The following is a 22677-nucleotide window of genomic DNA, read 5'->3' as shown; positions in this document are numbered from 1 at the left end:
AAAAAAAGATAAGGTTTTTTTACCGAATGACTTGGAATAGTGACCAACTTCTAGTAATCTATAGGTAGATGCTTTTGTAATATAATTGTAAAATTAACGGGAATATTTCCAAAAGGAGCGGAATGATGGTAACGAAAGCGGATCCGGAAAAAAAGAGGAAAAAATCGCAAGTGCCCTTTCGTTTAAATGTCTTGTTTTTGGTCGTCTTTTTTCTTTTCTCAGTCCTTATTTTAAGGCTTGGTGTTCTCCAAATCGTAAATGGAGAGGAAAAACGGCTAGAGTCTGAAGCAGTTGAAGAAGTTATCGCAAGGAAAGAAGCGCCACGAGGAAAGCTGTTAGACAGCAACTTCCGTGAGGTCGTAGGGAATGAACCTTTCTTTTCTTTAACATATACGAAAACAGTAGATACAAAAGCAAAAGACACGATGCGAATTGCAGAATGGCTAGCTGATCGCCTTGGGGTTACAGAAGATCAGATTAAAAAGATCACAGAACGCGATAAAAAAGACTATTTTATCGCGAAACAAGATGTGACGAAGATGATTGAAGAGCGTCTTAGCAAGAAGGAAAAGAAATTAAGTGACAAAGATCAATATATCGCACTCGTCAATAAGATTACAGAGGAAGAAATCAATAGTCTAACTGATAAAGATATTAAGATTCTGGCTTATAAACGTGCAATGGATACGGGTTATGCGTATTCAGCGCAACGAATTAAAACGAACTTGAACAACGAGGAAGTTTCGGTTATCTCAGAAAATTTAGGTGACCTTCCTGGGGTAGATATTATGGCGGATTCAAAAAGAATCTATCCGTACGGCGATTCTACCATTTTTGGACAAGTTAAACAGATTCCAAAATCCAAAACAGATTACTTTATGAGCATGGGATATGATCGAAGCGATCAAGTGGGAATCAGTGGTCTTGAAGACCAATACGAAAATGTATTAAGAGGCACAAAAGAAAAATCCGTTTACCTGACAAATCCAAAAACAGGTGCAACGATCGGTGAACCTAAAACGATTCCAGGTCAACGTGGAAAAGATATCGTATTAACTTTGGATATGGAGCTGCAATTCCATTTAGAAAAAATTCTTGAGGAAGAAATCTTACGAGCTAAGCCACTAGGAGGAAATGATCTTCTAGACTCAGCTTACATCGTTATGATGAACCCTAAAACAGGTGAAATAAAAGGGATTGCAGGTAAAAAGTACAAAGATGGAAAATTTACGAATGATTCTTATGGGGCATTGTTTGATGCTTATGAGATGGGGTCAACAGTAAAGGGAGCTACCGTATTGACTGGTCTTCAACAAGGACTGATTCATATGGGAGAAGTTATTGTAGATACACCTTTCACAAAGAATGGAATGAATAAATCTTCTTGGAGAACGATGGGACCTATTACAGATTTACAAGCTTTAATGATGTCCTCCAACGTTTATATGTTTAACATCATGGATCGTATGATTGGTCCTGAACATTGGACACAAACGTATGCTGAAGCGCGTTATTCTTTTAATCAATATGGTTTAGGTGTAAAAACAGGAATTGACTTTCCAAACGAAGCTGTTGGATATGAAGGAAAACCGCCTGAGGGAGAATCAGCTACTCTATATGACTTAGGTATCGGTCAGTTTGATACATACACAACTATGCAACTTGTTCAATATGTATCAACCATTGCGAACGATGGATATCGTGTTAAGCCACATCTTGTTCGTGAAATTAGAGAACCAGCAACAGATGAAGAAAGTCATGGTAAACTCTTAAAGCGATTTGAGCCAGAGATCCTAAACAAGATTGATGTTGAACAGAAATACATTGAACGCGTTCAAGATGGATTTTGGCAAGTTATGCATGGATCTAGAGGTACTGCTAAAGGCTATTTCGATGACCAAGAAAAATATCATAATCCAGCAGGGAAAACTGGAACGGCTCAACGTATTATAAGACATCCTCGTACGGGGAACATTGTGGAAAAGCATAATCTTACGCTTGTAGGTTACGCACCATTTGAGAATCCTGAGATTGCATTTGCCGTAGTGGTTCCAGAAGGTACACCACAGAACGGAAACCAGAAGATCAACAAATACATCGGCCAACGTGCATTAGAAGCGTATTGGAACTTAAAAGAAGAATACGGTGAGAATGCAGCAGCAGTAACCGGTAATTTAGAAAAAGTCAGCGAAGAAGACTCAGCAGAATGATGCTGAGTTTTTCTTTTTAGTCAGTTTGTTTTTTTAAAAAGGTTCTTTTTAAAAGTTTGTTGCTTTTAAAACTTTTTTATTTACGTCTATGACAGTTGATTGGAGCGTAAGGTGCGAGACTCCTGCGGGACAGGTGGGCAGGTGAGACACTTAAATGTGGCTCACCGCCTGCCCCGCGGAAAGCGAGCAACCTGGAGCGGAAATCAACTACTTTCGGGAAGTAAATTTGTATACGAAAACAGCCTTTATAAAATAGAAAAAACCGGCACATGGCCGGTTTTCTCCCTTCACACTATTCATTATTAGCAGAAGCAAGCTGCCCCAACAATAATCAATAGAATAAATAACACTACTACCAATGCAAAAGAATTGCCATAAGAATAACCCATCGATTTTTCCTCCTTTAATTCTTGCAATTGTTAATTCCATATATCCTATGCCTGTTTTCATAATTGAAGTGGGCAGGAGCCCAGATTCCATTAAAATAGGCGTTAAATGTATGTTTGACCATAAAAGTGTCAACGATTTGTAAAGACTGGATACTTGTGAAGAACATATCTTCTTTGTTTTAATGAAAAGAGAAAGAAAATACGTAACAGGGAGTCAGCTTATGAAAAAATTACTTTTACCTTTAGTATTATTATTTACGATTGTTTTCCAACTGCCTTTATCGGCGTCTGCTCATTCTAAACTAGAAACTTCTACTCCTGCAGAAGGTGAGAAGGTTACAACAGATCTTGAAGCGGTTGTTTTAACGTTTTCAACGAAGATTGAGTCGTTAAGTACGATGACGTTAAAAAACGGTGAGAAAGAGATTCCTTTACAGATTAGTGTAGAGGACGATCAAATGACAGGAGCGATCACAAATCCGCTTGAAAATGGAAACTATACAGTAGCGTATAAAATCATTGGCGCTGACAGTCATGTGATCGAGGGGAACTACTCATTTTCTGTAGATCGCCCTAAACAAGAAGAAACATCAGAAGAGGGTACAACAGATAAAGGGACTGAAGAGAAACAAGAAGACAATAGTGAAAAAGCATTGGATGATCAAGAAAAAAATGAAAAGCCGAATAATCCATCATATTTTGCACCATTAACCATTGGTTTAATTATCATTATTGCTATCGTGTCATTCTTTGCATTTAGAAGAAAGCGTTAAAGGAAAAGCCTCGAATATATCGAGGCTTTTTTTCGTACTATAGGAAAGATAACAAAGTGAATTATTTATTTTGTTTTTAGTAAAGAATATGAGCAAATAGATAGTTTTTTCTAACTATTCTGTTATATGATGTATATTGTCTTTTAATTTTCAGAAGGGGGTAGGTGATAGGGTGGATACATTTAAGAGATTAAAAGATTTTTATTGGCCGTATAAAAAGTACTTTTATTGGTCGATCTTGACTTTGATTCTAGTGTCAGGAATTACAGTTGTTTATCCGATGGTCTTACAATTTACCATCGATGAAATCATTATCAAAGGGGAATATTCAACCGTCCCATATGTTGCATTAGGCTTTGTACTTCTGATGGTAATAAAAGGGGCAGCTACATACACTCATCAGTTTTATGGAGATCTGTTCGGTATTCGTTCTGTTTATGAACTTCGTGAATCTTTATACGAAAAGCTGCAGTTTCTGCCATTCGATTATTATGATAATGCAAAGACTGGAGATTTAATGTCGAGGTTAACTGCTGATGTTGAAGGTTTTCGTTTTTTTCTTTCTTTTGGCTTCTCGCAGCTAATAAATTTTGTTTTAATCATAGGTTTTAGTCTCTCCGTAATGTTCTTCTATTCAGTTCCATTAGCACTCATTACACTGTGCATGATGCCTTTCCTCGCACTCGTTGTTTACAAGTTTGATAAAGAAGTTCATCCGGCTTTCCGGGGAATTCGGAAATCTATGGCGAATCTCAATACGAAGGTTCAGGAGAATATTAGCGGAATCAACACTGTTAAATCGTTATCACGCGAAGATTTTGAGATTAATAAGTTTGATACGTCTAATGAAGATTATAAGTCTCAGTACTTAAACACGTCTCATATTTGGGCTAAGTACTTTCCGGTAATGGAATTGATCGGAAATCTGTCGGTCGTTTTACTGCTTGCTTATGGTGGTTATCTTGTTATTCAAGGGAACCTGACAGCTGGAGAGCTCGTGGCGTTCTTTAGTCTTGTTTGGTATATCATGGGACCCATTATGAATCTTGGGTTTATCATGAACACTTTCTCTCAATCAAAAGCATCAGGAGAGCGTTTGTTGGAAGTGTTAGACGAACCTCTTGAGATGGAAGGGAAAGATCGCGAACTTGAAATGGTTCGCTTTCACGGAGAAGTGACGTTCGAAAATGTTACACATCGTTATAAAAACGAGAAAAAAGAAGCACTCAAAGATATTTCTTTTACAGCAAAACCTGGTCAGACGATTGGATTGATCGGTGCCACGGGTTCTGGGAAAACATCCATTACCCAACTACTATCTAGGTTTTACAATCCTGAATCGGGAACCATCTTAATAGATGGTAAACCACTCGAAGATTATTCGTTAAGAACGATCAGGAAAAACATTGGGACCGTTCTTCAGGAGTCCTTTTTGTTTTCGTCAACGATAAAAGATAACATCTCTTACGGTAACTCATATGCAGATATGGATGATATTATCGATGCAGCAAAACGAGCTCAAGCGCACGACTTTATAATGGAGCTTCCTGATGGTTACGATACAATATTAGGAGAAAGAGGACTAGGACTATCTGGAGGCCAAAAACAAAGGATTTCAATAGCTAGAGCGATCCTTATCGATCCAACAATCTTAATACTTGATGATGCGACGAGTGCTGTAGATATGGAGACAGAATTCAGAATCCAAAAGGCTTTAAAAGAAGTGATGAGCGACCGAACAACATTTATTATTGCTCATCGCATCTCTTCTTTAAAACATGCTGATGAGATACTCGTCCTATCAAAAGGGAAGGTAATTGAACGAGGTACACATGAAGAGTTGATACAGCAAGAATCAGGAGCGTATCGAAAAATTTATGATATTCAGTATCAAGATAAAGATAAAGTCTTTCAAATGAACGGGCAGGGGGTATAAAGAGGGATGCAGCATTCAAAGAAATTAAAAACGAAGAATTCGCCTCGTTTTAAATATTCTTCTGAACAAGTGATCGATAAACCGTTCAACTGGGGACAGATTATTCGGTTGTTTCAATACATGAAGCCTTACAGCAAGAACTTGTTGCCAAAAGCGATCATCGCGATGATGGTTTCGACTGCAGTAAGACTTGTAGTTCCTATTTTTATAGGTGTTCTTACATTTGATCATGCGATCAAGAATAAAGATACGAACTTACTTGTGAAATTAATCATTGCGATCGGGGGCCTCTACCTCTTATCCTGGGGTGCGAATACTTTGCGGATAAAATGGATGAACTATCTTGGGCAATATGTGATCTACGACATACGTCAGCATCTGTTCAAGCATATACAGCGCCTGTCTCATCGCTTTTTTGATCAGCGTTCTGCAGGATCTATTCTTGTTCGCATCATTAACGACGTAAACTCTTTACAAGATCTGTTCACGAACGGTGTTATCAACGTATTGATGGATATCATTCTTCTGTTTGGTATCATCGTCATCATGTTCATCTACAGCCCAGAGCTGACACTAGCGATCATGGTGATCTTGCCTCTTATGTTCTTCATCTCGACAAGTTTACGAAAGAAGATCAGACGCTCTTGGCAAGTTGTACGTATTAAACAAGCTAAGCTCAACTCACACCTGAATGAAAGCATACAGGGGATACGAGTGACTAAATCGTACACACAAGAAAAAGAGAACATGAGCTTCTTTAATGGAGTTAACAACGAAACGTATGATAGCTGGAAAACGGCGACACAACAGAATGCATTGTTCAGACCGTTTGTTGAAATGTCTAATGCGATTGGAACAGCGATTCTATTGTGGTTTGGTTCCTACTTGATACAAGGTGAGGCACTTGAAATTGGGGTATTTGTTACGTTTGCTTTTTATCTCGGTATGTTTTGGGAGCCGATCTCTCGACTTGGGCAAGTTTACAATCAGCTTTTAGTAGGAATGGCTTCATCTGAAAGAATCTTTGAATTTTTAGATGAAAAACCGAATGTTCACGAAAAAGAAGATGCTTTTTCGTTTTCAAAAATTAAAGGGGAAATTCAGTTTAAGGACGTTGAGTTCTCCTATAACGCTGATCGAAAAGCATTAAAAGGCATCGATCTAACGATTCAAGGGGGTCAGACCGTCGCACTGGTCGGCCATACTGGGTCAGGTAAGACTACAATCGCGAACTTAGTCAGCAGATTTTATGATCCGACATCGGGTTCGGTACAGATTGATGGAAAAGATTTGAAAGACGTCAATCTAGCGAGTCTTCGTGAAAAAGTAAGTGTCGTTCTTCAAGATACTTTTATCTTTTCAGGAACGATTAAAGAGAATATTCGCTTTGGGAGACCTGGTGCTTCCGATGAAGATGTTAAGAATGCTGCAAAAGCAGTTGGAGCACATGCATTTATCGAGAGACTGTCGAATGGCTATGAAACAGAAGTAGAGGAAAGAGGAAATGTTTTATCAGTTGGTGAAAGGCAACTTCTTTCATTTGCAAGAGCACTTCTTGCAGATCCTAATATTCTGATTCTGGATGAAGCAACGGCAAGTATCGATACCGAATCTGAACAAAAGATACAACAAGCCTTAAAGACGCTTTTAAAGGGAAGAACAGCGATCATCATTGCACATCGACTTTCTACGATCAGAGAGGCAGATAATATCGTCGTTCTCGATCACGGTGAGATTATGGAGCAAGGAAGTCATGAGGAGCTTATGCATGCAGAAGGCATTTATTATCACCTTGTCGTATCTCAGTTTAAGATGCTTGATGCGATATAAAAAACGCCTGGGAAATTTTTTTCCTAGGCGTTTTTGTTTATTGTAATGCTTTTGAAAGTGTATCAATGTTTTGGTTCATGATGGATAGATAATCTCGCTCTTTTTTAATGTCGTCTTTCGTTAATGTCTCTAAGTTATGAAGAGTCAATGTTTCCGCACCGACTTCTTTTTTGATCATCGCAGCTACTTTATTATTCACGTTCTCTTCAAATAAAATATAGCTGGTCTTTTCTTTTTTTGCGTTTTCAATAATCTTCTCGATCTGATGCTGACTTGGCTCATGTGATGGTGAGAGACCGCTGATTGCTATTTGTTCAAGGCCGTAGCGTTCTGCCCAATATCCGTATGCAGCATGAGATACGATGAACGAATTCTTTGGTGCTTCTTCCACTTTTGTTTTAAACGTTGAATCCAATTTCTCTAAATCAGCAACTAGTGCTTTATGATTCTTTTTAAATTCAGCTTTTGCATCAGGATTTAATTTTACGAGTCCGTTATAAATATTATCTGCAATCTGCTGTGCGAGAACAGGATCAAGCCAAATATGAGGATCTAAAGAACCATGATCATGATGTCCTTCTTCCTCATGAGCATGATTTTCTTCTTCATGAGCATGCTCTTCGCCTTCATGTTCTGCAGATTCATGATAGGATATTCCTTTTGCGCCATCAATGATAGGCATATCTTCTTCTTTTAATGTATCTGCAACGGAAGATGAGAATTCATCAGACGGGAGTTTGTTGTAAACGAAAGCATCACCTTCAGTCATTTCAACCATCTTTTTTGTAGAAGGTTCATACGTGTGTGCATCAGCACCAGGAGGTATAATAGAAGATACTTCTACATGTTTCCCTCCAATTCTTTCAGTGAAATATTCTAATGGATACATGGTTGTATAGATCTTCAATGTACCCTCTTTTTGATCAGATGTGCTATTATTACCGCATGCAGCTGATAGAATTAACATTATCGTTACGCTTAATAAGCTTATCGTTCGCATTTTAGCTTTCTCTCCTTTCAAACAATCCTTACTCATTATAAACGTAATCATTACGATTTGTAAAATATTATTTCTTGTATTGGAAGATTTTTTACTAGATGTGAAATATATAGTCTAAAACGAAAACTCTAAAGGGTAGTGATTTTACAAGCAGGTAGAAGTCATTTTTGGTATAATAAAGAAGATGTTTTTTAACTAAGCGTTTTAATAAGCGTGAATCAGGCTTAAAAAGGAGAGCGCGTACTAACATGAATATTGCTTTTTATTTGTTGCCTAAAGATGAAGTGAAGTATTTGAACCCAGAAGCAACGATGAGACAGGCACTTGAAAAGTTATCTTACCACAAGTACACCTCTGTGCCTCTCGTCTCAGAAGAAGGTCGTTACATAGGAACGTTAACGGAAGGCGATCTGTTATGGAAACTTAGAGAAGCCTTTGACAAAGGGTATGATGACGTATTAAAGACGAAGTTAGTGAATGTACCTCAGCGGATAAATAATATCTCTGTTTCCATCAACTCTAACATGGAAGATCTTATTACTTTGTCTACCGATCAAAATTTTATACCCGTTACAGATGATGACGGCCATTTTATTGGAATTATTAGAAGACGGGATATTATCAAGTATTGTGCAAATTTAATCTGGAATAAAGAAGTTACGAAAGATTAAGGCTGAATGTCTTAATCTTTTTGTACATATAGGAGGATTATTTTAGGTGAAAATACTTGCAGTCGCATTTGGAGGAATAGTTGGAGCACTGCTGCGATTTTGGTGCGGTCTTTTTCTTTTCCACCCACAGGGGTCTTTTCCGTTTTCTACTTTTTTGGTTAACGTAATTGGCAGTTTTATTCTAGGCTGGTTTGTTGTTTTTGGTGTGAAACGTATAAACAACAACCATTTAATAGTAGCTCTACAGACTGGTTTAATCGGTTCTTTTACAACATTCTCTACTTTCAACACAGAAATATTATTACTGGTTGAGGATCAGCTGTATACAATGGCATTGTTATATTTTTCTGCAAGTGCTGTTACAGGTGTTATCGCTATCTACTTGGGAATGAAGTTAGGTTCTATTTACTATGGCAAAGCAGGTGAAGAACAATGATCGCACAAACAATAGCCGTAGCAGCAGGTGGGGCCGTAGGTGCAGTTGTTCGTTTTTTAATTAGTCAACGGATAAATAGAGGTTTCCCATGGGGAACGTTGGCTGTTAACGTCGCTGGATCGCTTCTGTTAGGGTGGTATGTGGCAGAGGCAGATGAAGGAGACGGTCTATTGAGTTCACTGTATGCGACTGGTTTTTTGGGAGCTCTCACCACTTTTTCCACCTTGCAATTTGAAGCAGTTACTATATTGAAGAGTAATGCTAAAAGAGGTATAACGTATTTGTTCCTTACATATATATTAGGACTACTAGCAGCTTGGACAGGCTTTGTTATCGGCATAAAATGAAAGATTTTCAAAAGGCTGTTTCCTAAAAGATTGTTGCATTAAGTATTATTTCCTTCTTTGACTTTTGATTGTAGTGGAAGATGTGAGACTCCTGCGGGACAGGCGGGCAAGTGAGACACTTATACGGAAACGTACGAATGTGGCTCACCGCCTGTCTCGCGGAAAGCGAGCATCTGTAACGGAAATCAATTACTTTCATAAGCAGCATCGAATACAAAAACAGCCAATGAAAACATTAAAGGAGATATAATGAAAGATTTAGTAATTTCTTTATTAGAATGGATTATGAGTTTAGGACATCTTGGGATCGCACTTGGTTTGATGGTCGAAGTGATCCCGAGTGAGCTGGTTTTGTCTTATGGAGGGTATATGGTGTCACAGGGGCACTTAAACTTCACGCTGAGTGTTATTGCTGGAACGATCGGAGGAACGATTGCACAGCTCTTTTTGTATTGGATGGGATATTACGGTGGCCGTCCGTTTCTTGAGAAGTATGGAAAGTATGTCTTAATCTCAAAGAAGCAGATCGACTTGTCTGAAAGATGGTTCAATAAATATGGAACAGGTGTCATCTTTTTTGCACGATTTATTCCGGTTGTGAGACATGCTATCAGCATTCCAGCGGGAATCGCAAAAATGTCATTCGCGAAGTTTACGTTGTTCACAACATTAGCTGTTATTCCATGGTCAATTTTCTTTATTGAATTAGGCAGCCGTCTTGGTTCTAACTGGGAGGATATTAAAACGATTGCAGCTCCTTATACACGCGGAATCATGATCATAGCTGTTGTTGTCATCTTTTTGTTTATTCTTTATAAAGTAAAGAAGAAATAATCATCGCTGTCATATTGTCTTACACGTAATGGCCTGGTATTTATGTACCGGGCTTTTTTTATTATTCTTCAAATAACGTATAGACAAATTCTAACGAGAGTTGTACACAACATATATATCGCTACCGCAATATAAAACGAAAGGGGAGGAATTGAGATGGATACATTTATTAAGAGTTATCATGAAACATACAATGCAGCTAAAGTTAATGAGTTGCTTCTGCGCATTAAAGAACACCAAGGGAAAGAAAATATCGCTGCGAAAGTGACTGAAGCGATGGAGATCTGTGGATTCACCCCTGGAGACATTGAGCAAGTGCTAAAACAACTGCGAGGGGGGGACAGACCCTAGACAATTACACTTTCACTAATTTTGTACATCTACAGTGGACACGATTGGATTATACCACCATTGCATTTGGTTTATAAGTGGAATGGATCAAGCCCTTTCTTAGACGATAACCTCACTTCTGCGTTATACTTCTTGTAAGAGGTGATGGTTATGGATATAACATTAAGCGCAAAGAAGTATATTGAAGAAGTGCTTGAAATGAACAACGCCAATGGAATAAGAGTTTACTTTTCAGGAATGGGCTGAGGAGGTCCTAAGCTTGGCCTGGCTCTGGATGAGCCGGAAAACTCTGATATTATCGAAGAGATCAACGGGATTCGTGTAGCGTTTGATCCAAGGATCAAAGAGCAGACTTCTGCGTTAAAATTAGACTTTGAAGATTCTAAATATGGATCAGGTCTCGTGATGCTTGGACAGGACGATTGTTGTTAACAAATCAAACCGCTGATGACTTTTTAAAAGTCATCAGCGGTTTTTATTATTGTTTAGATTTTCTAAATCCCGAATCCATCGCTTCTTTTTCTGTGCAAAACCATAATTCGGGCTTTGTCACTTTATAATAACGGCCACTCTCCAGATGATAAATTTTATCTCCAGAAGAGCTGATGTTACCTTTTATCGTACAATCTTCATTTTGTGATTTGTGTTGTGGTTTCTCTTCACCATTATCTGAAACATAACCTTCTTCTTGAACATAGTTCTCTAAGCTCCAAATACCAACACCATCTTTCTGGGCTTGCTTTTGAATACTTTCATACTGATCTACATACTTCGTATTCGGCTCGAACACATAGGCTACACGTGCGAATCCTTTCTTTAGCAGGCTTTCTTGAACGCTTTGTCCATCTGCATAGACATAAGCGAGAAGACGACCGTACTTATCTCGTTCTCCTATTCCAAGCTCTAACTGAACATCAGCTTCTTCTAGCATATTTTCTGTGTGTTTACTAGCTTCTTTGCTAAAAGGCTGTACGGGTTTAGAAGGATGAACACTTTCTGGTGTATCAACGAGCAGAAAGCGAACCGTTTCTAACTTACCATCTACTCGAACTTTTATCGTATCTCCGTCAACAACCTTTTCAACTTTTACAGGAATTCGTTGTTCATCGTTAGAAGTCAAATAACTACAGGCAGACATAAGGAACACGATACTAATAATAGAGACTAGCAATTTCTTTTTTAACATATAAACATCCTTCATATTTAATTGATTGAATATGCTTTACCATTTACTATTATAATAAATGATAGGTCGTAGAGATTACAGATTATCATAAATCATTCTTTTGAAACGTAAGAAAGGGGATTCACTTGAAAAAGATATATAGAAATCTCAGTATGTGTGTAGTAACTATTCTAATGCTTGTTACAGCGGGATGTGGAAACGATTCAAAATTAAAAGAAGCAAAGCTAGAGAATCAAAACAGTGAACCTGTAGTTGTTTTCCCATCTGACAAACCATCACTCATCTTTTTATTTACTACAGCTGGCTGAGGTCTCTGCCAAAAGCAGCTGGTTCAGCTGAATGAAAATATAGGTAAATTTAAGGATATGGATGTAAATATCTATGCGGTAAGCTCTGATACGGTTGAGCATCTGTCTTTCCTTCACAAAGAGATGAAACCTGCTTTTCCGTTTTTATCTGATCCGGAATTTAAGCTCATTGACCATTTGGATATGAAAGGGGACAGTGTAGCTAAACGTGGTTACGCACTGATCGATAAGGAAGGAAAGGTTATCGTTACAGAGGTGAACGACCATTGGGGAGAAGAGATCAAAAAAACGTCTAAACAGATTCATGAAGAATATAAGAAGTTAGAGAAATAGTCTGGCAACCAACGGCCTATTTTTTTCAGAATTCGTTATCTGTCACAGTTTCTCCATACTAGTTGTTATAAAATGGGGTTATAATGATAGTAGAAACACTCTAGGAGGGATTTTCCATGCTTAAAAAATCTTTTTGGCTTGCAGCGATCGCAGTTCTTGCTATTGGCATACTGGCAGCTTGCGGTGGAGGAAAAGACAAAGAAAAAAGCACTAAGAATGCGGAAGAAACGATTACAATTGAAGCTACTAATTTTAAATTCGATAAAAAAGAGTATGAGATACCAGCAAATAAAGACGTAGCTCTTAAACTAGAAAACGTTGATGGTAACCACGCGGTCATGATTGAGGGAGAAGACGTGAACGTAACAGGTGGTTCTTCTGATGTCGTAAATTTAAAGCCTGGTGAATATACATTACGATGCAGCGTTCCTTGTGGAAACGGTCATGCAGATATGGTATCAAAACTAGTTGTAAAATAAATAATCAGCCTCTAGCTATAAAAGCTAGAGGCTTTCATTATATCTTTTTAATCTGCAGAACCGCCTTATTGTAAGGAACTTCATTTCCTGTAGAAGCCCACAGATTACCTAATAATCTTGGCATCATCTGGTCTGAAGGAATCGCACCTCTATGATGGCGAAAATGTTCATAATACAAAAGATAGAGCCAAGAAGAAGTAGGAATAAGTATATTTTGAGCAAATTCGTGACTTTCCGTTATCGTTGCAAAAGAATGGGATTCCCATCCTGAAATGAAACGTGTGCGCTTACCGTTCAGCTTAGATTCTATGTAATGAAGAGAGTGTGCCACTTGTGGATCATCATCACCATCAGCGTGTGCCAATCTTGATTGGAATTCTAGAGGCACGGAATCAATGTCATCTACTACGGCGACGACATGGCATAGCGCTTTATCGTAATGCGCGTTTAACGGGGTCCATTTATATCGCTGCAGCAACTCTACAAAAGGTAGTTGTTCAATGGGAATATCCGTGTAAGGCGGTGGAAAGAGCTGTCTGCCATATTTGATCTCGTGAAACGTTTTTCTTTCGAAAGAAGCACACACATACCACGTATCGTTTTCGTCCTTAATTAACCGTTCACCAGACTCCAAGGAATATAGGGTGTACAACCCTTTTTTTGAGATTTCATAAGAGGGCAATTCTTCCTCGTACAATTCACTCAATATTTCATCACCAGGCTGTTCGATCGCAGCCATTACAAAAGTTGTAATCCGCATGGTTATCATATTCCTTTAGTTTTTTATTTTCTTAAAGGTATCTTTTAAATCTGTGAATCCTTCTTTAACAGCTGAAAAACTATTTTTCTTTTGGTAGATGTCATATCTTAAGTAATCTTTCTTTTCTTGAAGAAGTTGCTGCTGTGTTTTTACATCGTTCATACGAGCGGTAATGCTGTCACCGGTGCTCTTCATTTGTTGAACGGTACTCATTGACTCCTTCATAGCCTTAATTCCTGGAATTAAAATAAATAGAGCTGCAGCTGCGCATATAGCTAAGAAAATCCATAACCACATCAATACAATCGCCTCCAATCAATCTATCTATACTAAATTACCCGTAATTGATAAAGAAAAAACAAAAAATCGAGGACAGAAAGTCTCGATTTTATCGCTTTGGACATGTAGAACAGCAAGTCCCGTTATCTGTTTTGTAATAAAGGCAGCAAGTCTTACGGGTCTTAGTAGGTCCGCAGCCAATAGGAGCTGCAAAGCGATGGAAAGGGTTTTTCGTTAACCCAAAATGAAAAGCATGAGCTTCCATAAAGAATGCATAATCTTCTTGGATTCTTTTCATAACTTCTGCTGGATGTTCTTCATTTAACCACGTTTCATAAACCCAGCGTATGTAGATCCACGCGTTCTCCCAAAGAGTTGCTTTTGAAATGCGTGCAGTGCTTGCGATATGATTCAACATGACTGACATGTTCTCTTTAAAAAGTGTTTCAATAACTGAAGATCGCCAATCTGCTCTATTTTCGTCAGCAATGCGAGCAGATGCATCTTTCAGTGTGAATGATGGAAGCCACATGCTGTCAGAGTTGTGATCGATAAGATAGACATTTTTTATGTTCATATCAAATGACTTGTTCAGGATGGTCATCCCATATAAACAGGAAGTTAAACTGCAATACGCATAGCGTTTAAAGAATAGAGACGCTGTTACAGGGCGTTTGTTTGAACCGATACGAGGTCCTGTTTGATCCAAAAATTGAAGCAGATTATCAGAGCTCAACAGTTGTTCGGCAGAAACGACAACTTCATTCTCATACGGCGCTTGAAAAGAGAAGCGATAGTTCGAACTGATATGCTTTTTTTCTTCTGCTGTCCAACCGTTTGACTTAGGCGTACTGAGGAGTATTGACATGTCGAACGACTCGCCCCTTTCCATATGGAATACACATTGGTGTGCCGAAAACTGGATCAGGAATCACAGAACTCGCCATCTGAAATACATCTTCTACTAATTGTTCGTTCATAATTTCTTCAGGTGCACCCTGTGCGTAGACGGTTTTATCTTGAATCGCTACAATATGATGAGCATACCGGCAAGCAAGATTTAAATCATGAAGTACCATAACTATTGTTCGCTTTTCTTTTTCATTTAACTCAAAAAGCAGGTCGAGAATCTCAATTTGATGTGTCATGTCTAAGTAAGTAGTAGGTTCATCTAAAAGAATGGTTTCTGTTCCTTGCGCTAATGTCATAGCAATCCACGCTCGTTGACGCTGACCACCTGAAAGTGAATCGACTGATGTTTCCATAAAAGGAAGAAGGTTTGTAGCATCAAGTGCGTTCATTACGGCTTCTTCATCTTCTCGTGACCATTGCTGCAGCCATGATTGATAAGGGAATCGTCCTTGTTTAACGAGCTGCAGTACAGTTAATCCTTCAGGAGCAATTGGTCCTTGCGGCAAGATTGCTAGTTCTTTTGCTACTTGTTTTGTAGAACGTTTCGCAACGTCTTTACCGTTTAGCAATACATGACCACCTTTAGGGTTTAAGAGTCTTGCCATAGAACGTAACAGAGTGGATTTTCCACAACCATTGCTTCCGATCAAGACGGTAATCTTACCTTTAGGAATCTGTAGGTTCAACTCGTCGATAATCGGTTCTTTTCCATAAGCTAATGTTAGGTTAGAGGTTGTTATTACAGCCATCTGTCATCCACTCCTGTTATTGGTTTTTAAATAAAAGATAGATAAAGTAGGGAGCACCGATCGCCGCTGTAAAAACACCGGCGGGTACTTCTAAAGGTGAGAATAAGGTACGTCCGGCAAGGTCTGCCAATACGACCATGATACCCCCGATCAAGGCTGAAGCTGGAAACAAGCCGCCGAACGATGATCCTGAAATTCTTCTAGCGATATGTGGTCCGATAAGACCAACAAACCCCATCGCCCCTGCAAACGCGACTGCTGAACCTGCAAGAGCTGTACAGACCATTAAAAGTAAGAAACGTTCACGATGAACGGAGATTCCTGCTCCTTTTGTAAGGTCATCACCGAATCCTTGAATGTTCAAACGGCGGACGAGAAGTACTAAGATTGGAATCAATCCAATAAACCAAGGCAGCAATGCTTTTACTTCGTTCCAAGAAGTACCGTACACCGTTCCAGTAAGCCATATTGTGGCCTGACTCGCTCTATAGATTGGTCCCATAAGCATCATGAGCGTTGTTAGAGCCTGTAATAAAGCCATGAGTCCGATTCCTATTAATATGAGACGAATAGGTGTAACTCCGTCTTTCCAAGCTAATGCATAAATTAAGAAAGCAACGATAGTAGCGCCACCAAAAGCAAACAGTGGTAAATAATTAATACTTAATAAAAGGTTGTTTGAATCATCACTGAACATCGTTAGAAAGGCAACTGCAGCAAAACCTGCACCACCTGTTATTCCGATCATATCGGGAGAGGCTAGTGGGTTACGAATAATACCTTGCAAGATAGCACCCGAAAGAGCGAGTGAGGCTCCTGCAATAAATGCGACTAATACCCTCGGCAGCCTAAATTCAGTAATGATGAGCTGGTTAATATCTAGCCCTGTTCCGATTAATGCATTGAATACATCCCACGGTGCGATATACATATCACCGACACCGATACTTATTAGCATGGCAGCTATTGCTGCTAGTGTTAAGGCAATTATGCTAACAGTCGTTTTTTTATCAATTAAAAAAGAAAATGATTTACGCTGTAAGACCCAGTACTTTCTCATTTTTGAAAAATTCCTTTTCGAACAATATAGATGAAGAATGGTGTACCGATCAGGGCTGTTACAACTCCAACAGGTGCTTCTTCAGGCATGATGATATAACGTGCGCCAATATCTGCAACGACGAGCATAATGCCACCTATAATAGCAGAGTATGGCACAATCCAGCGGTGATCATTTCCTACAAGATACCTAGCAAAATGAGGAACAACAATTCCTATGAAACTGATAGGGCCAGCAATTGCAACTGATCCTCCAGCTAGTATGATAACCATGAGAGCGGCTGCTAGTTTAAAAACTACTGTTTTTTGACCTAAACTGATGGCTACTTCCTCTCCAAGCGCAAAGGCATTTAACTGCCTTGATAATAAGAGGGAAATCACCCAAGCGATAACAAGTGCAGGTAAGACCGCGACTAGCATAGAAAGTTTTCTTCCTTCTACTGAACCAGCTAACCAGAATAGAACCTCATCTAGTGCTTTTTCATTGGTAACGAGCATACCTTGCGTGAGTGATGCAAAAAGAGCGGCCATAACAGCTCCAGCAAGTGTCAATTTAACAGGTGTAAGTCCACCTTGGCCAGAAGAACCTAATGCATAAGCCAATCCTGCAGCAACTGCAGCTCCTAAGAAACCGATCCACATAAATTGTTGTATGGATGATACTCCTAGGAAAGTAACGCCAAAAACAATAAAGAATCCAGCACCGGCATTAACACCAAATATATCCGGAGATGCAATTGGATTTCGAGTGAGCGCTTGCATGAGAACGCCGGCGATCCCTAAAGAGATTCCAACAGCCATACCTACAAGTGAACGCGGGACTCGAGATAGTTGAATAATTAAATGTTCGTTCGAACCGTTAAAAGCCGTATACGCTTCAATAGCTTGTTTTAGTGAAGTGTTCGTATAACCCAGCACAACACTCAAGACCATAATAATGAGCGCGATTAGTATGCCAACGATAAGCCCGGCAGTCTTCAATTTATTTCCGTATAATATTCCGTTCATTAGAGCCTCTTTTATTAATGAAAGTTATTCTCATTTATCAGTTTAAAAGTAAAGTAGGTTTCTGTCAATGACTTTGAAAATCATTATCATTTAGTTGTTGACAACGTATTCATAACATATTATGATACGAATTGTAATTGATTCTCATTATCATTTACATTATAAAAAGGGGAGAGAAAATAGAATGAAAAAAATTACATACAAATGGCTTGCGCTCGCAGCGGTGTTAACGTTAATGCTTGCATTGGCAGCATGCGGCGGGAAAGATAAAGAAAAAGAAGAAAAATCAGAAGGATCTTCTGAGAGCTATAAAGTAGAACATGCAATGGGGACAACAGAAGTTAAGGAAAACAAGAGAGTGGTTGTCTTAACAAACGAAGGTACTGAAGCAGTACTAGCTCTTGGGGTAAAACCAGTTGGAGCTGTTAAATCTTGGTTAGGTGATCCTTGGTATGATCATATTAAGAGTGACATGGATGGCGTTGAAGTAGTAGGTGACGAAAGTGCTGTGAACGTTGAGAAGATCGCAGCTTTAAAGCCTGACTTAATCATCGGAAACAAACAGCGTCAAGAGAAACAATATGACGAACTAAACAAAATTGCACCAACTGTATTTTCAGAAGAGCTTCGTGGTGATTGGAAGATCAACTTCGAACTATATGCAAAAGCATTAAATAAAGAAGAAAAAGGAAAAGAAGTTCTAGCTGCATTCGACAAGCGTATTGAGGATATGAAGAAAAAGGCAGCGGATCAATTAAAAACAGAAGTTTCAGTGGTTCGTTTCTTGCCTGGAACATCTCGTATCTATCACAAAGATTCTTTCTCTGGTGTAATTCTTGATCAAGTTGGATTTGCACGTCCTGGTGATCAGAACAAGGATGATTTTATGGAAGAAGTAACACAAGAACGTATTCCTGATATGAATGGTGACATTCTGTTCTACTTTACGTACGAAGCTGGAGATGGAAAAGCGACTGATACAGAAAAAGAATGGACAGGTAACCCGCTTTGGAAAAACCTTGATGTTGTTAAAGCAGATAAAGCGTACAAAGTAAGTGATGCAATCTGGAATACAGCTGGTGGAGTAAAGGCTGCAAACTTAATGTTAGATGATCTGGAGAAGTACTTCTTAAAAAAATAAGTGTGTAATAAAGAGGGAGCGAGCAGTCGCTTCCTTTTTTCTTCTTCAAGTCAACTCTAGTTTTTACTTAAAAATTGAACATGGATGAAGATAACCAGGAGGAAAGGCGTTCTTAATTTGTACACAAATTCGCAATAAATCTGCCATAAGTTTTCCAAGGGAAAAGGGATAAAAAACATAAAGTATAAGTGTAGACAAAATTTATTCCTGGAGGTTTGTGTGATGGAAAAGAAAACGTCGCTTGAAAAGGAACTGCAGCAACGTGAGATCTTAATGAAAGACGAGCAAACAAATGCTTGGTTTTACGAAGATCACATCACAGCCATCGTTAACCGTGCACGTAAAGAAGGTGCATTCGATAATCTAGATGGATTAGGGAAGCCACTCCAGCTTGATGAAGATCTTGCTTATAATCCTGAAAAGCGCCTTCATAAAGTAATGAAAGATAATAACATTCTCCCGAATTGGGTGAAACTTGGTCAGGAGATAGACGTACTAAAAGAGGAACTAAAAACGTACACAGTAGAATTTAACATCAAAAAGACAGTAGAGACCATTAACCAAAAAGTCTTTCAGTATAATTTAACTTGTCCGCCTAGTGCACAAAGGATGAAGATAAATCTGGAGGACGTTTTGAAGAAATAATTGGAGGGTGTATGTCAAAGAAAAGTACATTAAATGCTGAACATTATCAATGGGGAGATGCATGTGATGGCTGGCACCTTCTAAAGCAAGATAACCTAAGCATCATACAAGAAAGAATGCCCCCTCAAACAGCTGAGGTGAGACATTATCATGTGTTTTCACATCAATTCTTCTTTGTGTTAAACGGAGAATTGTTGATCGAAAAAGATGGAGAAGAAATTACACTTACCGCGCATCAAGGAATAGCTATTCCGGCAGGAACAACCCATCAAGTTCGTAACGAGACAAGTTTGCCTGTTGAGTTTCTTTTAACTTCTCAGCCACCTGCGCAAGGAGATAGAGTTGTAGTGAAAAAAGTAAAAAGTATTAGTACAGTGACCCTTTAACCTCTAATTGGATAAAGGGTTATTTTTTTGTCATGTGAATCTCATCTTATGGGAAAGATAGAAGAAAAAGCGCAGGAGTAATGAGATGTTAATGTATAAAGAGACCACGAATCAATCTGTACGCATTGAACACTTTGTAATGCCAAAAGAAGAAGAAACGATTTGGATGTTTTATCAATCTCCTGAAGAAATGAATCAAGACGAAATATTAGAGCAGCTTGATCTTCATCCGTTAGCCAAACATGCTTTTATGAGTTTTTCGGAACATCCACAATTGAATGTCTATGCAAATCACGCTGTTGTTTCAACGTTTTATTTAGCAACAGAAAATTATGAACCAATAAGGCTTAACCTATTAATCGGTAAGAACTATTTAATTGTCATGAGTGAACATGAAATATCTTTTAGGGAACAACTTGTTAATGATTTCACGAGCAATCCCGAGCACATGAAGCATGTTAGTTATATGTTGTACTATCTGATGAAGGATATTGTAAGTTCTTATCTAGAAGTAGTAGATCAACTTTCGGATGAGTTTTTAGAGCTTGAAAAAAGTGTGTTTATCGACCCACAGAAACGTGAGATCGGGCGAGATGTCTACCGCTGGAAGACTCGTTTGCACAAGCTTAGACAATATGTTGAAGCTGAAGAGAGCATCATTCAGAAAATGGGACATGATGACTTTGAATATGCAAATGAAGAGTCAGGTTTTTACTTTAAGGATTTGCTATCCTCTTTTTCAAGGGTAACTGCTGCTTTTGACAGTTTTAAAGAAAATCTAAAAGGTATTCTAGATCTTCAAATGTCTTTGAAGTCCGATCACATGAATAGAATCATGAAAACTTTGACCTTGGTTAGTGCGGTATTCATACCTCTCACATTTATTGCTGGTCTTTATGGAATGAATTTTGAATATATACCTGAACTTAAATGGCGATATGGTTATTTCTACGTGTTAACTCTTTGTTTAGCTCTCGCTATCATAATCATGAGCTATTTTAGAAAGAAAAGATGGTGGTGATTTTACATAAAAATGTATGAGCTGAGGAAAATAAAGAAAAAAGGAGGACGTGTAGAATGGAAAAAAGACCGTATTACATTAATGTTGAAACTGGTGAGATCCTTCCCATCAAAACTGCTTCTACTTTTCAGTTTGAAATTTCTGCTTCTGATGAAGACGTAAGACATCTTGAAAGAAAGTTTAGTGAGCTGGACAGTACGGCAAATGATACTTTTGTGAGGTCACACTTACCATACGTACCTTATTCAAACGACTCAGACAACGACAGGTATGATGAAAAACTAAGAGAAGCGTATCAGATGATTCATGATCTCGGTCAAGAGGAAACAAGACAATTTATTGAAAGTATGAGTTTTTGGAATCCTGAGAAACCACAAGATTTAGAAAAAAGACCAAAAGACTAAATGTCTTTTGGTCTTTAAGTTCTTAGTAGACAAAATAGGCAATGTAGATGATGAGGCCAATCACGAGTGTGAAGCCGGCGAGTGCAATAAATACAGGATTCAACAATGCAGTATGTCTTGATACAGCAGGATTTACTTCATCTTCCGTATACATTTTTTGTTTTTTTGCGATTTTCATCGTCCACCAGAGACCTACTGCAGCTACAAGGACAGATAACAAAATAAAGAACAATGTAAACAATTTGTGTTCACTCCTTAAACCTTGTTTGTCCTAATAGTGTTTGTGGTTTTATAGGCTTTCATGCATAAGAAAAGAAGGTTGCTTCAATGAATCCAGTCGTGCCAGTTCATTCTTTACAAGTGTAAGAATCTTATCCTGATCATTTGTATCAAAAATGTTGTACTGATCGCTCTCAATCATCAATACAGGCGTTTTATCGTAGGCTTTAATCCATTCTTTGTATTTAGCATGAAGTGTTCGATAATATGCCAAAAGTTCTGGGTTTTCATCAACTTGTTCGTATGAACGACCTCTTTGACGGATACGACTTAATACAGTCTCAATATCACTATCCAAATAGATAAGTAAATCAGGACGTGATTTTGGTGTTTTGTCGATCTCGTTCATCATCGTTTCAAGTAAATCTTTATACGTGTCAAATTCAAGCTGTGTCATGTTTCCGGAATCAAAATTCAGTTCGGCAAAAATTAAATCTTCATAAAGGCTACGATCAAGAACGTTATCTGAACTTGTACGAGCTTCTCGGATGGTCTTAAAACGTGTGTTCAAAAAATAAATTTGAAGCGGGAAAGCCCAGCGCTTCGGGTTTTTGTAATAATCGGGTAAAATAGGATTGTCAACGACGCTTTCATAAAAGATAGAACTCCCAAGCTGCTCGCTCAAAAATTCAGCATATGTAGACTTGCCTGTACCGATCATACCTGCCATTAAAATCACGGTATATCCTCCTAAAATGGTGCATCATCTGCTCTGAAATCAGTGATGCGGGACTAGTGTAAAACGTATGTATTCATAAGTTCAAAAATCAATATATGGTATGTAAGTAATAAAGCCTTTCTAAATATATCATGTAATACAAAAGGTGAACAGAGGTTGTTTCATTAAGAAATAAGACTTAATGGGGGATTTTCTGATCAAACACGAATACGTACTGCTGTAGGATGATATGAGATTTGAAAGAGCGGTGGAGATTAAGACTTATTGCTTGA

The 22677-nt window shown here is 38.4% G+C and carries 28 protein-coding genes and 1 pseudogene; 18 read left to right on the top strand and 11 right to left on the bottom strand.

What is annotated here, in order from left to right; genetic code table 11:
- Nucleotides 1–122: 122 nt before the first annotated feature.
- Entirely contained in the window at nucleotides 123–2210 is a 2088-nt protein-coding gene (locus IHV11_RS11110; protein WP_197194644.1) for a peptidoglycan D,D-transpeptidase FtsI family protein, read from the top strand.
- A 302-nt stretch (nucleotides 2211–2512) separates the two neighbouring features.
- Here IHV11_RS11110 and IHV11_RS11105 read toward each other — a convergent pair whose 3' ends face one another.
- Nucleotides 2513–2599, bottom strand: coding sequence for a YjcZ family sporulation protein (locus tag IHV11_RS11105; RefSeq protein ID WP_082820548.1), 87 nt, complete (start codon nucleotides 2597–2599; stop codon nucleotides 2513–2515).
- Nucleotides 2600–2820: 221 nt separating this feature from the next.
- Between IHV11_RS11105 and IHV11_RS11100 the strand changes: the two genes are divergently transcribed.
- From IHV11_RS11100 to IHV11_RS11090, 3 genes are all read left to right on the top strand, one after another.
- Nucleotides 2821–3372 carry a copper resistance CopC family protein gene (locus tag IHV11_RS11100; RefSeq protein WP_197194643.1) on the top strand — a complete coding sequence of 184 codons (552 nt, stop codon included), beginning with the start codon at nucleotides 2821–2823 and terminating at the stop codon, nucleotides 3370–3372.
- Between the two features lie 172 nt (nucleotides 3373–3544).
- Nucleotides 3545–5308, top strand: coding sequence for an ABC transporter ATP-binding protein (locus IHV11_RS11095; RefSeq protein ID WP_197194642.1), 1764 nt, complete (start codon nucleotides 3545–3547; stop codon nucleotides 5306–5308).
- 6 nt (nucleotides 5309–5314) lie between these two features.
- A complete protein-coding gene (locus tag IHV11_RS11090) occupies nucleotides 5315–7138 on the top strand; it encodes an ABC transporter ATP-binding protein (protein WP_197194641.1) in 1824 nt (607 codons plus the stop codon).
- 37 nt (nucleotides 7139–7175) lie between these two features.
- On the opposite strand, the gene IHV11_RS11085 is transcribed toward IHV11_RS11090, so the two are convergent.
- Nucleotides 7176–8138, bottom strand: a complete 963-nt coding sequence (locus IHV11_RS11085) for a metal ABC transporter solute-binding protein, Zn/Mn family (RefSeq protein ID WP_197194640.1) — start codon at nucleotides 8136–8138, stop codon at nucleotides 7176–7178.
- Between the two features lie 248 nt (nucleotides 8139–8386).
- Here IHV11_RS11085 and IHV11_RS11080 point away from each other — a divergent pair, with 248 nt between their 5' ends.
- The 6 genes from IHV11_RS11080 to IHV11_RS21485 all read left to right on the top strand — a co-directional run bounded on the left by IHV11_RS11080 (nucleotide 8387) and on the right by IHV11_RS21485 (nucleotide 11209).
- A complete protein-coding gene (locus tag IHV11_RS11080; protein WP_191752712.1) occupies nucleotides 8387–8809 on the top strand; it encodes a CBS domain-containing protein in 423 nt (140 codons plus the stop codon).
- A 46-nt stretch (nucleotides 8810–8855) separates the two neighbouring features.
- A complete protein-coding gene (gene crcB / locus IHV11_RS11075) occupies nucleotides 8856–9245 on the top strand; it encodes a fluoride efflux transporter CrcB (RefSeq protein WP_197194639.1) in 390 nt (129 codons plus the stop codon).
- Nucleotides 9242–9592 (top strand): fluoride efflux transporter FluC, encoded by a 351-nt coding sequence (locus tag IHV11_RS11070; RefSeq protein ID WP_197194638.1) that lies wholly within the window; start codon nucleotides 9242–9244, stop codon nucleotides 9590–9592. The genes crcB and IHV11_RS11070 overlap by 4 nt, the downstream gene beginning before the upstream one ends.
- 249 nt (nucleotides 9593–9841) lie before the next feature.
- A complete protein-coding gene (locus IHV11_RS11065; RefSeq protein ID WP_197127418.1) occupies nucleotides 9842–10426 on the top strand; it encodes a DedA family protein in 585 nt (194 codons plus the stop codon).
- 156 nt (nucleotides 10427–10582) lie between these two features.
- Nucleotides 10583–10777 (top strand): hypothetical protein, encoded by a 195-nt coding sequence (locus tag IHV11_RS11060; RefSeq protein ID WP_191752709.1) that lies wholly within the window; start codon nucleotides 10583–10585, stop codon nucleotides 10775–10777.
- A 150-nt stretch (nucleotides 10778–10927) separates the two neighbouring features.
- Complete coding sequence (locus IHV11_RS21485) at nucleotides 10928–11209, top strand: adhesin (RefSeq protein WP_197190408.1); 282 nt, start codon at nucleotides 10928–10930, stop codon at nucleotides 11207–11209.
- A 46-nt stretch (nucleotides 11210–11255) separates the two neighbouring features.
- Here the strand turns inward: IHV11_RS21485 and IHV11_RS11050 are convergent, their stop codons facing one another.
- Nucleotides 11256–11963, bottom strand: coding sequence for a thermonuclease family protein (locus IHV11_RS11050; RefSeq protein ID WP_231620231.1), 708 nt, complete (start codon nucleotides 11961–11963; stop codon nucleotides 11256–11258).
- 125 nt (nucleotides 11964–12088) lie between these two features.
- On the opposite strand from IHV11_RS11050, the gene IHV11_RS11045 reads away from it, so the two are divergent.
- From IHV11_RS11045 to IHV11_RS11035, 3 genes and pseudogenes are all read left to right on the top strand, one after another.
- A complete protein-coding gene (locus IHV11_RS11045; protein WP_197194636.1) occupies nucleotides 12089–12271 on the top strand; it encodes a hypothetical protein in 183 nt (60 codons plus the stop codon).
- Nucleotides 12272–12286: 15 nt separating this feature from the next.
- Nucleotides 12287–12604 (top strand): annotated as a pseudogene (locus IHV11_RS11040) (redoxin domain-containing protein); the annotation flags it as partial.
- Nucleotides 12605–12720: 116 nt separating this feature from the next.
- Nucleotides 12721–13083, top strand: a complete 363-nt coding sequence (locus IHV11_RS11035) for a cupredoxin domain-containing protein (protein WP_197127422.1) — start codon at nucleotides 12721–12723, stop codon at nucleotides 13081–13083.
- A gap of 37 nt (nucleotides 13084–13120) precedes the next feature.
- Here IHV11_RS11035 and IHV11_RS11030 read toward each other — a convergent pair whose 3' ends face one another.
- The 6 genes from IHV11_RS11030 to IHV11_RS11005 form a co-directional block, all read right to left on the bottom strand.
- Entirely contained in the window at nucleotides 13121–13843 is a 723-nt protein-coding gene (locus tag IHV11_RS11030) for a hypothetical protein (protein WP_197194635.1), read from the bottom strand.
- 15 nt (nucleotides 13844–13858) lie between these two features.
- On the bottom strand, nucleotides 13859–14143 hold the full coding sequence (locus IHV11_RS11025; RefSeq protein WP_197127424.1) for a hypothetical protein: 285 nt from the start codon (nucleotides 14141–14143) through the stop codon (nucleotides 13859–13861).
- A gap of 88 nt (nucleotides 14144–14231) precedes the next feature.
- Entirely contained in the window at nucleotides 14232–14990 is a 759-nt protein-coding gene (locus IHV11_RS11020) for an IucA/IucC family C-terminal-domain containing protein (RefSeq protein ID WP_197127425.1), read from the bottom strand.
- Nucleotides 14965–15783 (bottom strand): ABC transporter ATP-binding protein, encoded by an 819-nt coding sequence (locus IHV11_RS11015; RefSeq protein WP_197194634.1) that lies wholly within the window; start codon nucleotides 15781–15783, stop codon nucleotides 14965–14967. Before IHV11_RS11015 ends, IHV11_RS11020 begins: the two co-directional genes overlap by 26 nt.
- 16 nt (nucleotides 15784–15799) lie before the next feature.
- A complete protein-coding gene (locus IHV11_RS11010; RefSeq protein WP_197127427.1) occupies nucleotides 15800–16843 on the bottom strand; it encodes a FecCD family ABC transporter permease in 1044 nt (347 codons plus the stop codon).
- Nucleotides 16840–17850, bottom strand: a complete 1011-nt coding sequence (locus IHV11_RS11005; protein WP_197194633.1) for a FecCD family ABC transporter permease — start codon at nucleotides 17848–17850, stop codon at nucleotides 16840–16842. The genes IHV11_RS11010 and IHV11_RS11005 overlap by 4 nt, the downstream gene beginning before the upstream one ends.
- A gap of 184 nt (nucleotides 17851–18034) precedes the next feature.
- Here IHV11_RS11005 and IHV11_RS11000 point away from each other — a divergent pair, with 184 nt between their 5' ends.
- The 5 genes from IHV11_RS11000 (at nucleotide 18035) to IHV11_RS10980 (ending at nucleotide 21447) form a co-directional block, all read left to right on the top strand.
- A complete protein-coding gene (locus IHV11_RS11000) occupies nucleotides 18035–18991 on the top strand; it encodes an ABC transporter substrate-binding protein (RefSeq protein WP_197194632.1) in 957 nt (318 codons plus the stop codon).
- 222 nt (nucleotides 18992–19213) lie between these two features.
- The gene (locus tag IHV11_RS10995) at nucleotides 19214–19636 is read left to right on the top strand and encodes a DUF1992 domain-containing protein (RefSeq protein WP_197190402.1); all 423 of its coding nucleotides are present in this window, start codon (nucleotides 19214–19216) and stop codon (nucleotides 19634–19636) included.
- An 11-nt stretch (nucleotides 19637–19647) separates the two neighbouring features.
- A complete protein-coding gene (locus tag IHV11_RS10990) occupies nucleotides 19648–20022 on the top strand; it encodes a cupin domain-containing protein (RefSeq protein ID WP_197194631.1) in 375 nt (124 codons plus the stop codon).
- Between the two features lie 85 nt (nucleotides 20023–20107).
- Nucleotides 20108–21043 (top strand): magnesium transporter CorA family protein, encoded by a 936-nt coding sequence (locus tag IHV11_RS10985; RefSeq protein WP_197194630.1) that lies wholly within the window; start codon nucleotides 20108–20110, stop codon nucleotides 21041–21043.
- Nucleotides 21044–21099: 56 nt separating this feature from the next.
- A complete protein-coding gene (locus tag IHV11_RS10980) occupies nucleotides 21100–21447 on the top strand; it encodes a hydrolase (RefSeq protein WP_197127433.1) in 348 nt (115 codons plus the stop codon).
- Nucleotides 21448–21469: 22 nt separating this feature from the next.
- On the opposite strand, the gene IHV11_RS10975 is transcribed toward IHV11_RS10980, so the two are convergent.
- Together IHV11_RS10975 and IHV11_RS10970 are read right to left on the bottom strand one after the other, a co-directional pair.
- Nucleotides 21470–21688 carry a hypothetical protein gene (locus tag IHV11_RS10975; protein ID WP_197127434.1) on the bottom strand — a complete coding sequence of 73 codons (219 nt, stop codon included), beginning with the start codon at nucleotides 21686–21688 and terminating at the stop codon, nucleotides 21470–21472.
- A 48-nt stretch (nucleotides 21689–21736) separates the two neighbouring features.
- Entirely contained in the window at nucleotides 21737–22396 is a 660-nt protein-coding gene (locus IHV11_RS10970) for a deoxynucleoside kinase (protein WP_197194984.1), read from the bottom strand.
- Nucleotides 22397–22677: the final 281 nt, after the last annotated feature.

Origin of the sequence: Fictibacillus sp. 26RED30 (genome assembly GCF_015903845.1) — a bacterium.
Classification (GTDB): Bacteria; Bacillota; Bacilli; order Bacillales; family Fictibacillaceae; genus Fictibacillus; species Fictibacillus phosphorivorans.
Note: the sequence above shows the minus strand (reverse complement) of the source record. Positions and strands in the feature narration are given on the sequence as shown.

Coding starts and splice junctions, on each gene's coding strand:
- IHV11_RS11110 (WP_197194644.1), top strand. CDS start 123: ATGATGGTAACGAAAGCGGATCCGGAAAAAAAGAGGAAAAAATCGCAA.
- IHV11_RS11105 (WP_082820548.1), bottom strand. CDS start 2,599: ATGGGTTATTCTTATGGCAATTCTTTTGCATTGGTAGTAGTGTTATTT.
- IHV11_RS11100 (WP_197194643.1), top strand. CDS start 2,821: ATGAAAAAATTACTTTTACCTTTAGTATTATTATTTACGATTGTTTTC.
- IHV11_RS11090 (WP_197194641.1), top strand. CDS start 5,315: ATGCAGCATTCAAAGAAATTAAAAACGAAGAATTCGCCTCGTTTTAAA.
- IHV11_RS11085 (WP_197194640.1), bottom strand. CDS start 8,138: ATGCGAACGATAAGCTTATTAAGCGTAACGATAATGTTAATTCTATCA.
- IHV11_RS11080 (WP_191752712.1), top strand. CDS start 8,387: ATGAATATTGCTTTTTATTTGTTGCCTAAAGATGAAGTGAAGTATTTG.
- IHV11_RS11070 (WP_197194638.1), top strand. CDS start 9,242: ATGATCGCACAAACAATAGCCGTAGCAGCAGGTGGGGCCGTAGGTGCA.
- IHV11_RS11065 (WP_197127418.1), top strand. CDS start 9,842: ATGAAAGATTTAGTAATTTCTTTATTAGAATGGATTATGAGTTTAGGA.
- IHV11_RS11060 (WP_191752709.1), top strand. CDS start 10,583: ATGGATACATTTATTAAGAGTTATCATGAAACATACAATGCAGCTAAA.
- IHV11_RS11050 (WP_231620231.1), bottom strand. CDS start 11,963: ATGTTAAAAAAGAAATTGCTAGTCTCTATTATTAGTATCGTGTTCCTT.
- IHV11_RS11035 (WP_197127422.1), top strand. CDS start 12,721: ATGCTTAAAAAATCTTTTTGGCTTGCAGCGATCGCAGTTCTTGCTATT.
- IHV11_RS11030 (WP_197194635.1), bottom strand. CDS start 13,843: ATGCGGATTACAACTTTTGTAATGGCTGCGATCGAACAGCCTGGTGAT.
- IHV11_RS11020 (WP_197127425.1), bottom strand. CDS start 14,990: ATGTCAATACTCCTCAGTACGCCTAAGTCAAACGGTTGGACAGCAGAA.
- IHV11_RS11015 (WP_197194634.1), bottom strand. CDS start 15,783: ATGGCTGTAATAACAACCTCTAACCTAACATTAGCTTATGGAAAAGAA.
- IHV11_RS11010 (WP_197127427.1), bottom strand. CDS start 16,843: ATGAGAAAGTACTGGGTCTTACAGCGTAAATCATTTTCTTTTTTAATT.
- IHV11_RS11005 (WP_197194633.1), bottom strand. CDS start 17,850: ATGAACGGAATATTATACGGAAATAAATTGAAGACTGCCGGGCTTATC.
- IHV11_RS11000 (WP_197194632.1), top strand. CDS start 18,035: ATGAAAAAAATTACATACAAATGGCTTGCGCTCGCAGCGGTGTTAACG.
- IHV11_RS10995 (WP_197190402.1), top strand. CDS start 19,214: ATGGAAAAGAAAACGTCGCTTGAAAAGGAACTGCAGCAACGTGAGATC.
- IHV11_RS10990 (WP_197194631.1), top strand. CDS start 19,648: ATGTCAAAGAAAAGTACATTAAATGCTGAACATTATCAATGGGGAGAT.
- IHV11_RS10985 (WP_197194630.1), top strand. CDS start 20,108: ATGTTAATGTATAAAGAGACCACGAATCAATCTGTACGCATTGAACAC.
- IHV11_RS10980 (WP_197127433.1), top strand. CDS start 21,100: ATGGAAAAAAGACCGTATTACATTAATGTTGAAACTGGTGAGATCCTT.
- IHV11_RS10970 (WP_197194984.1), bottom strand. CDS start 22,396: ATGGCAGGTATGATCGGTACAGGCAAGTCTACATATGCTGAATTTTTG.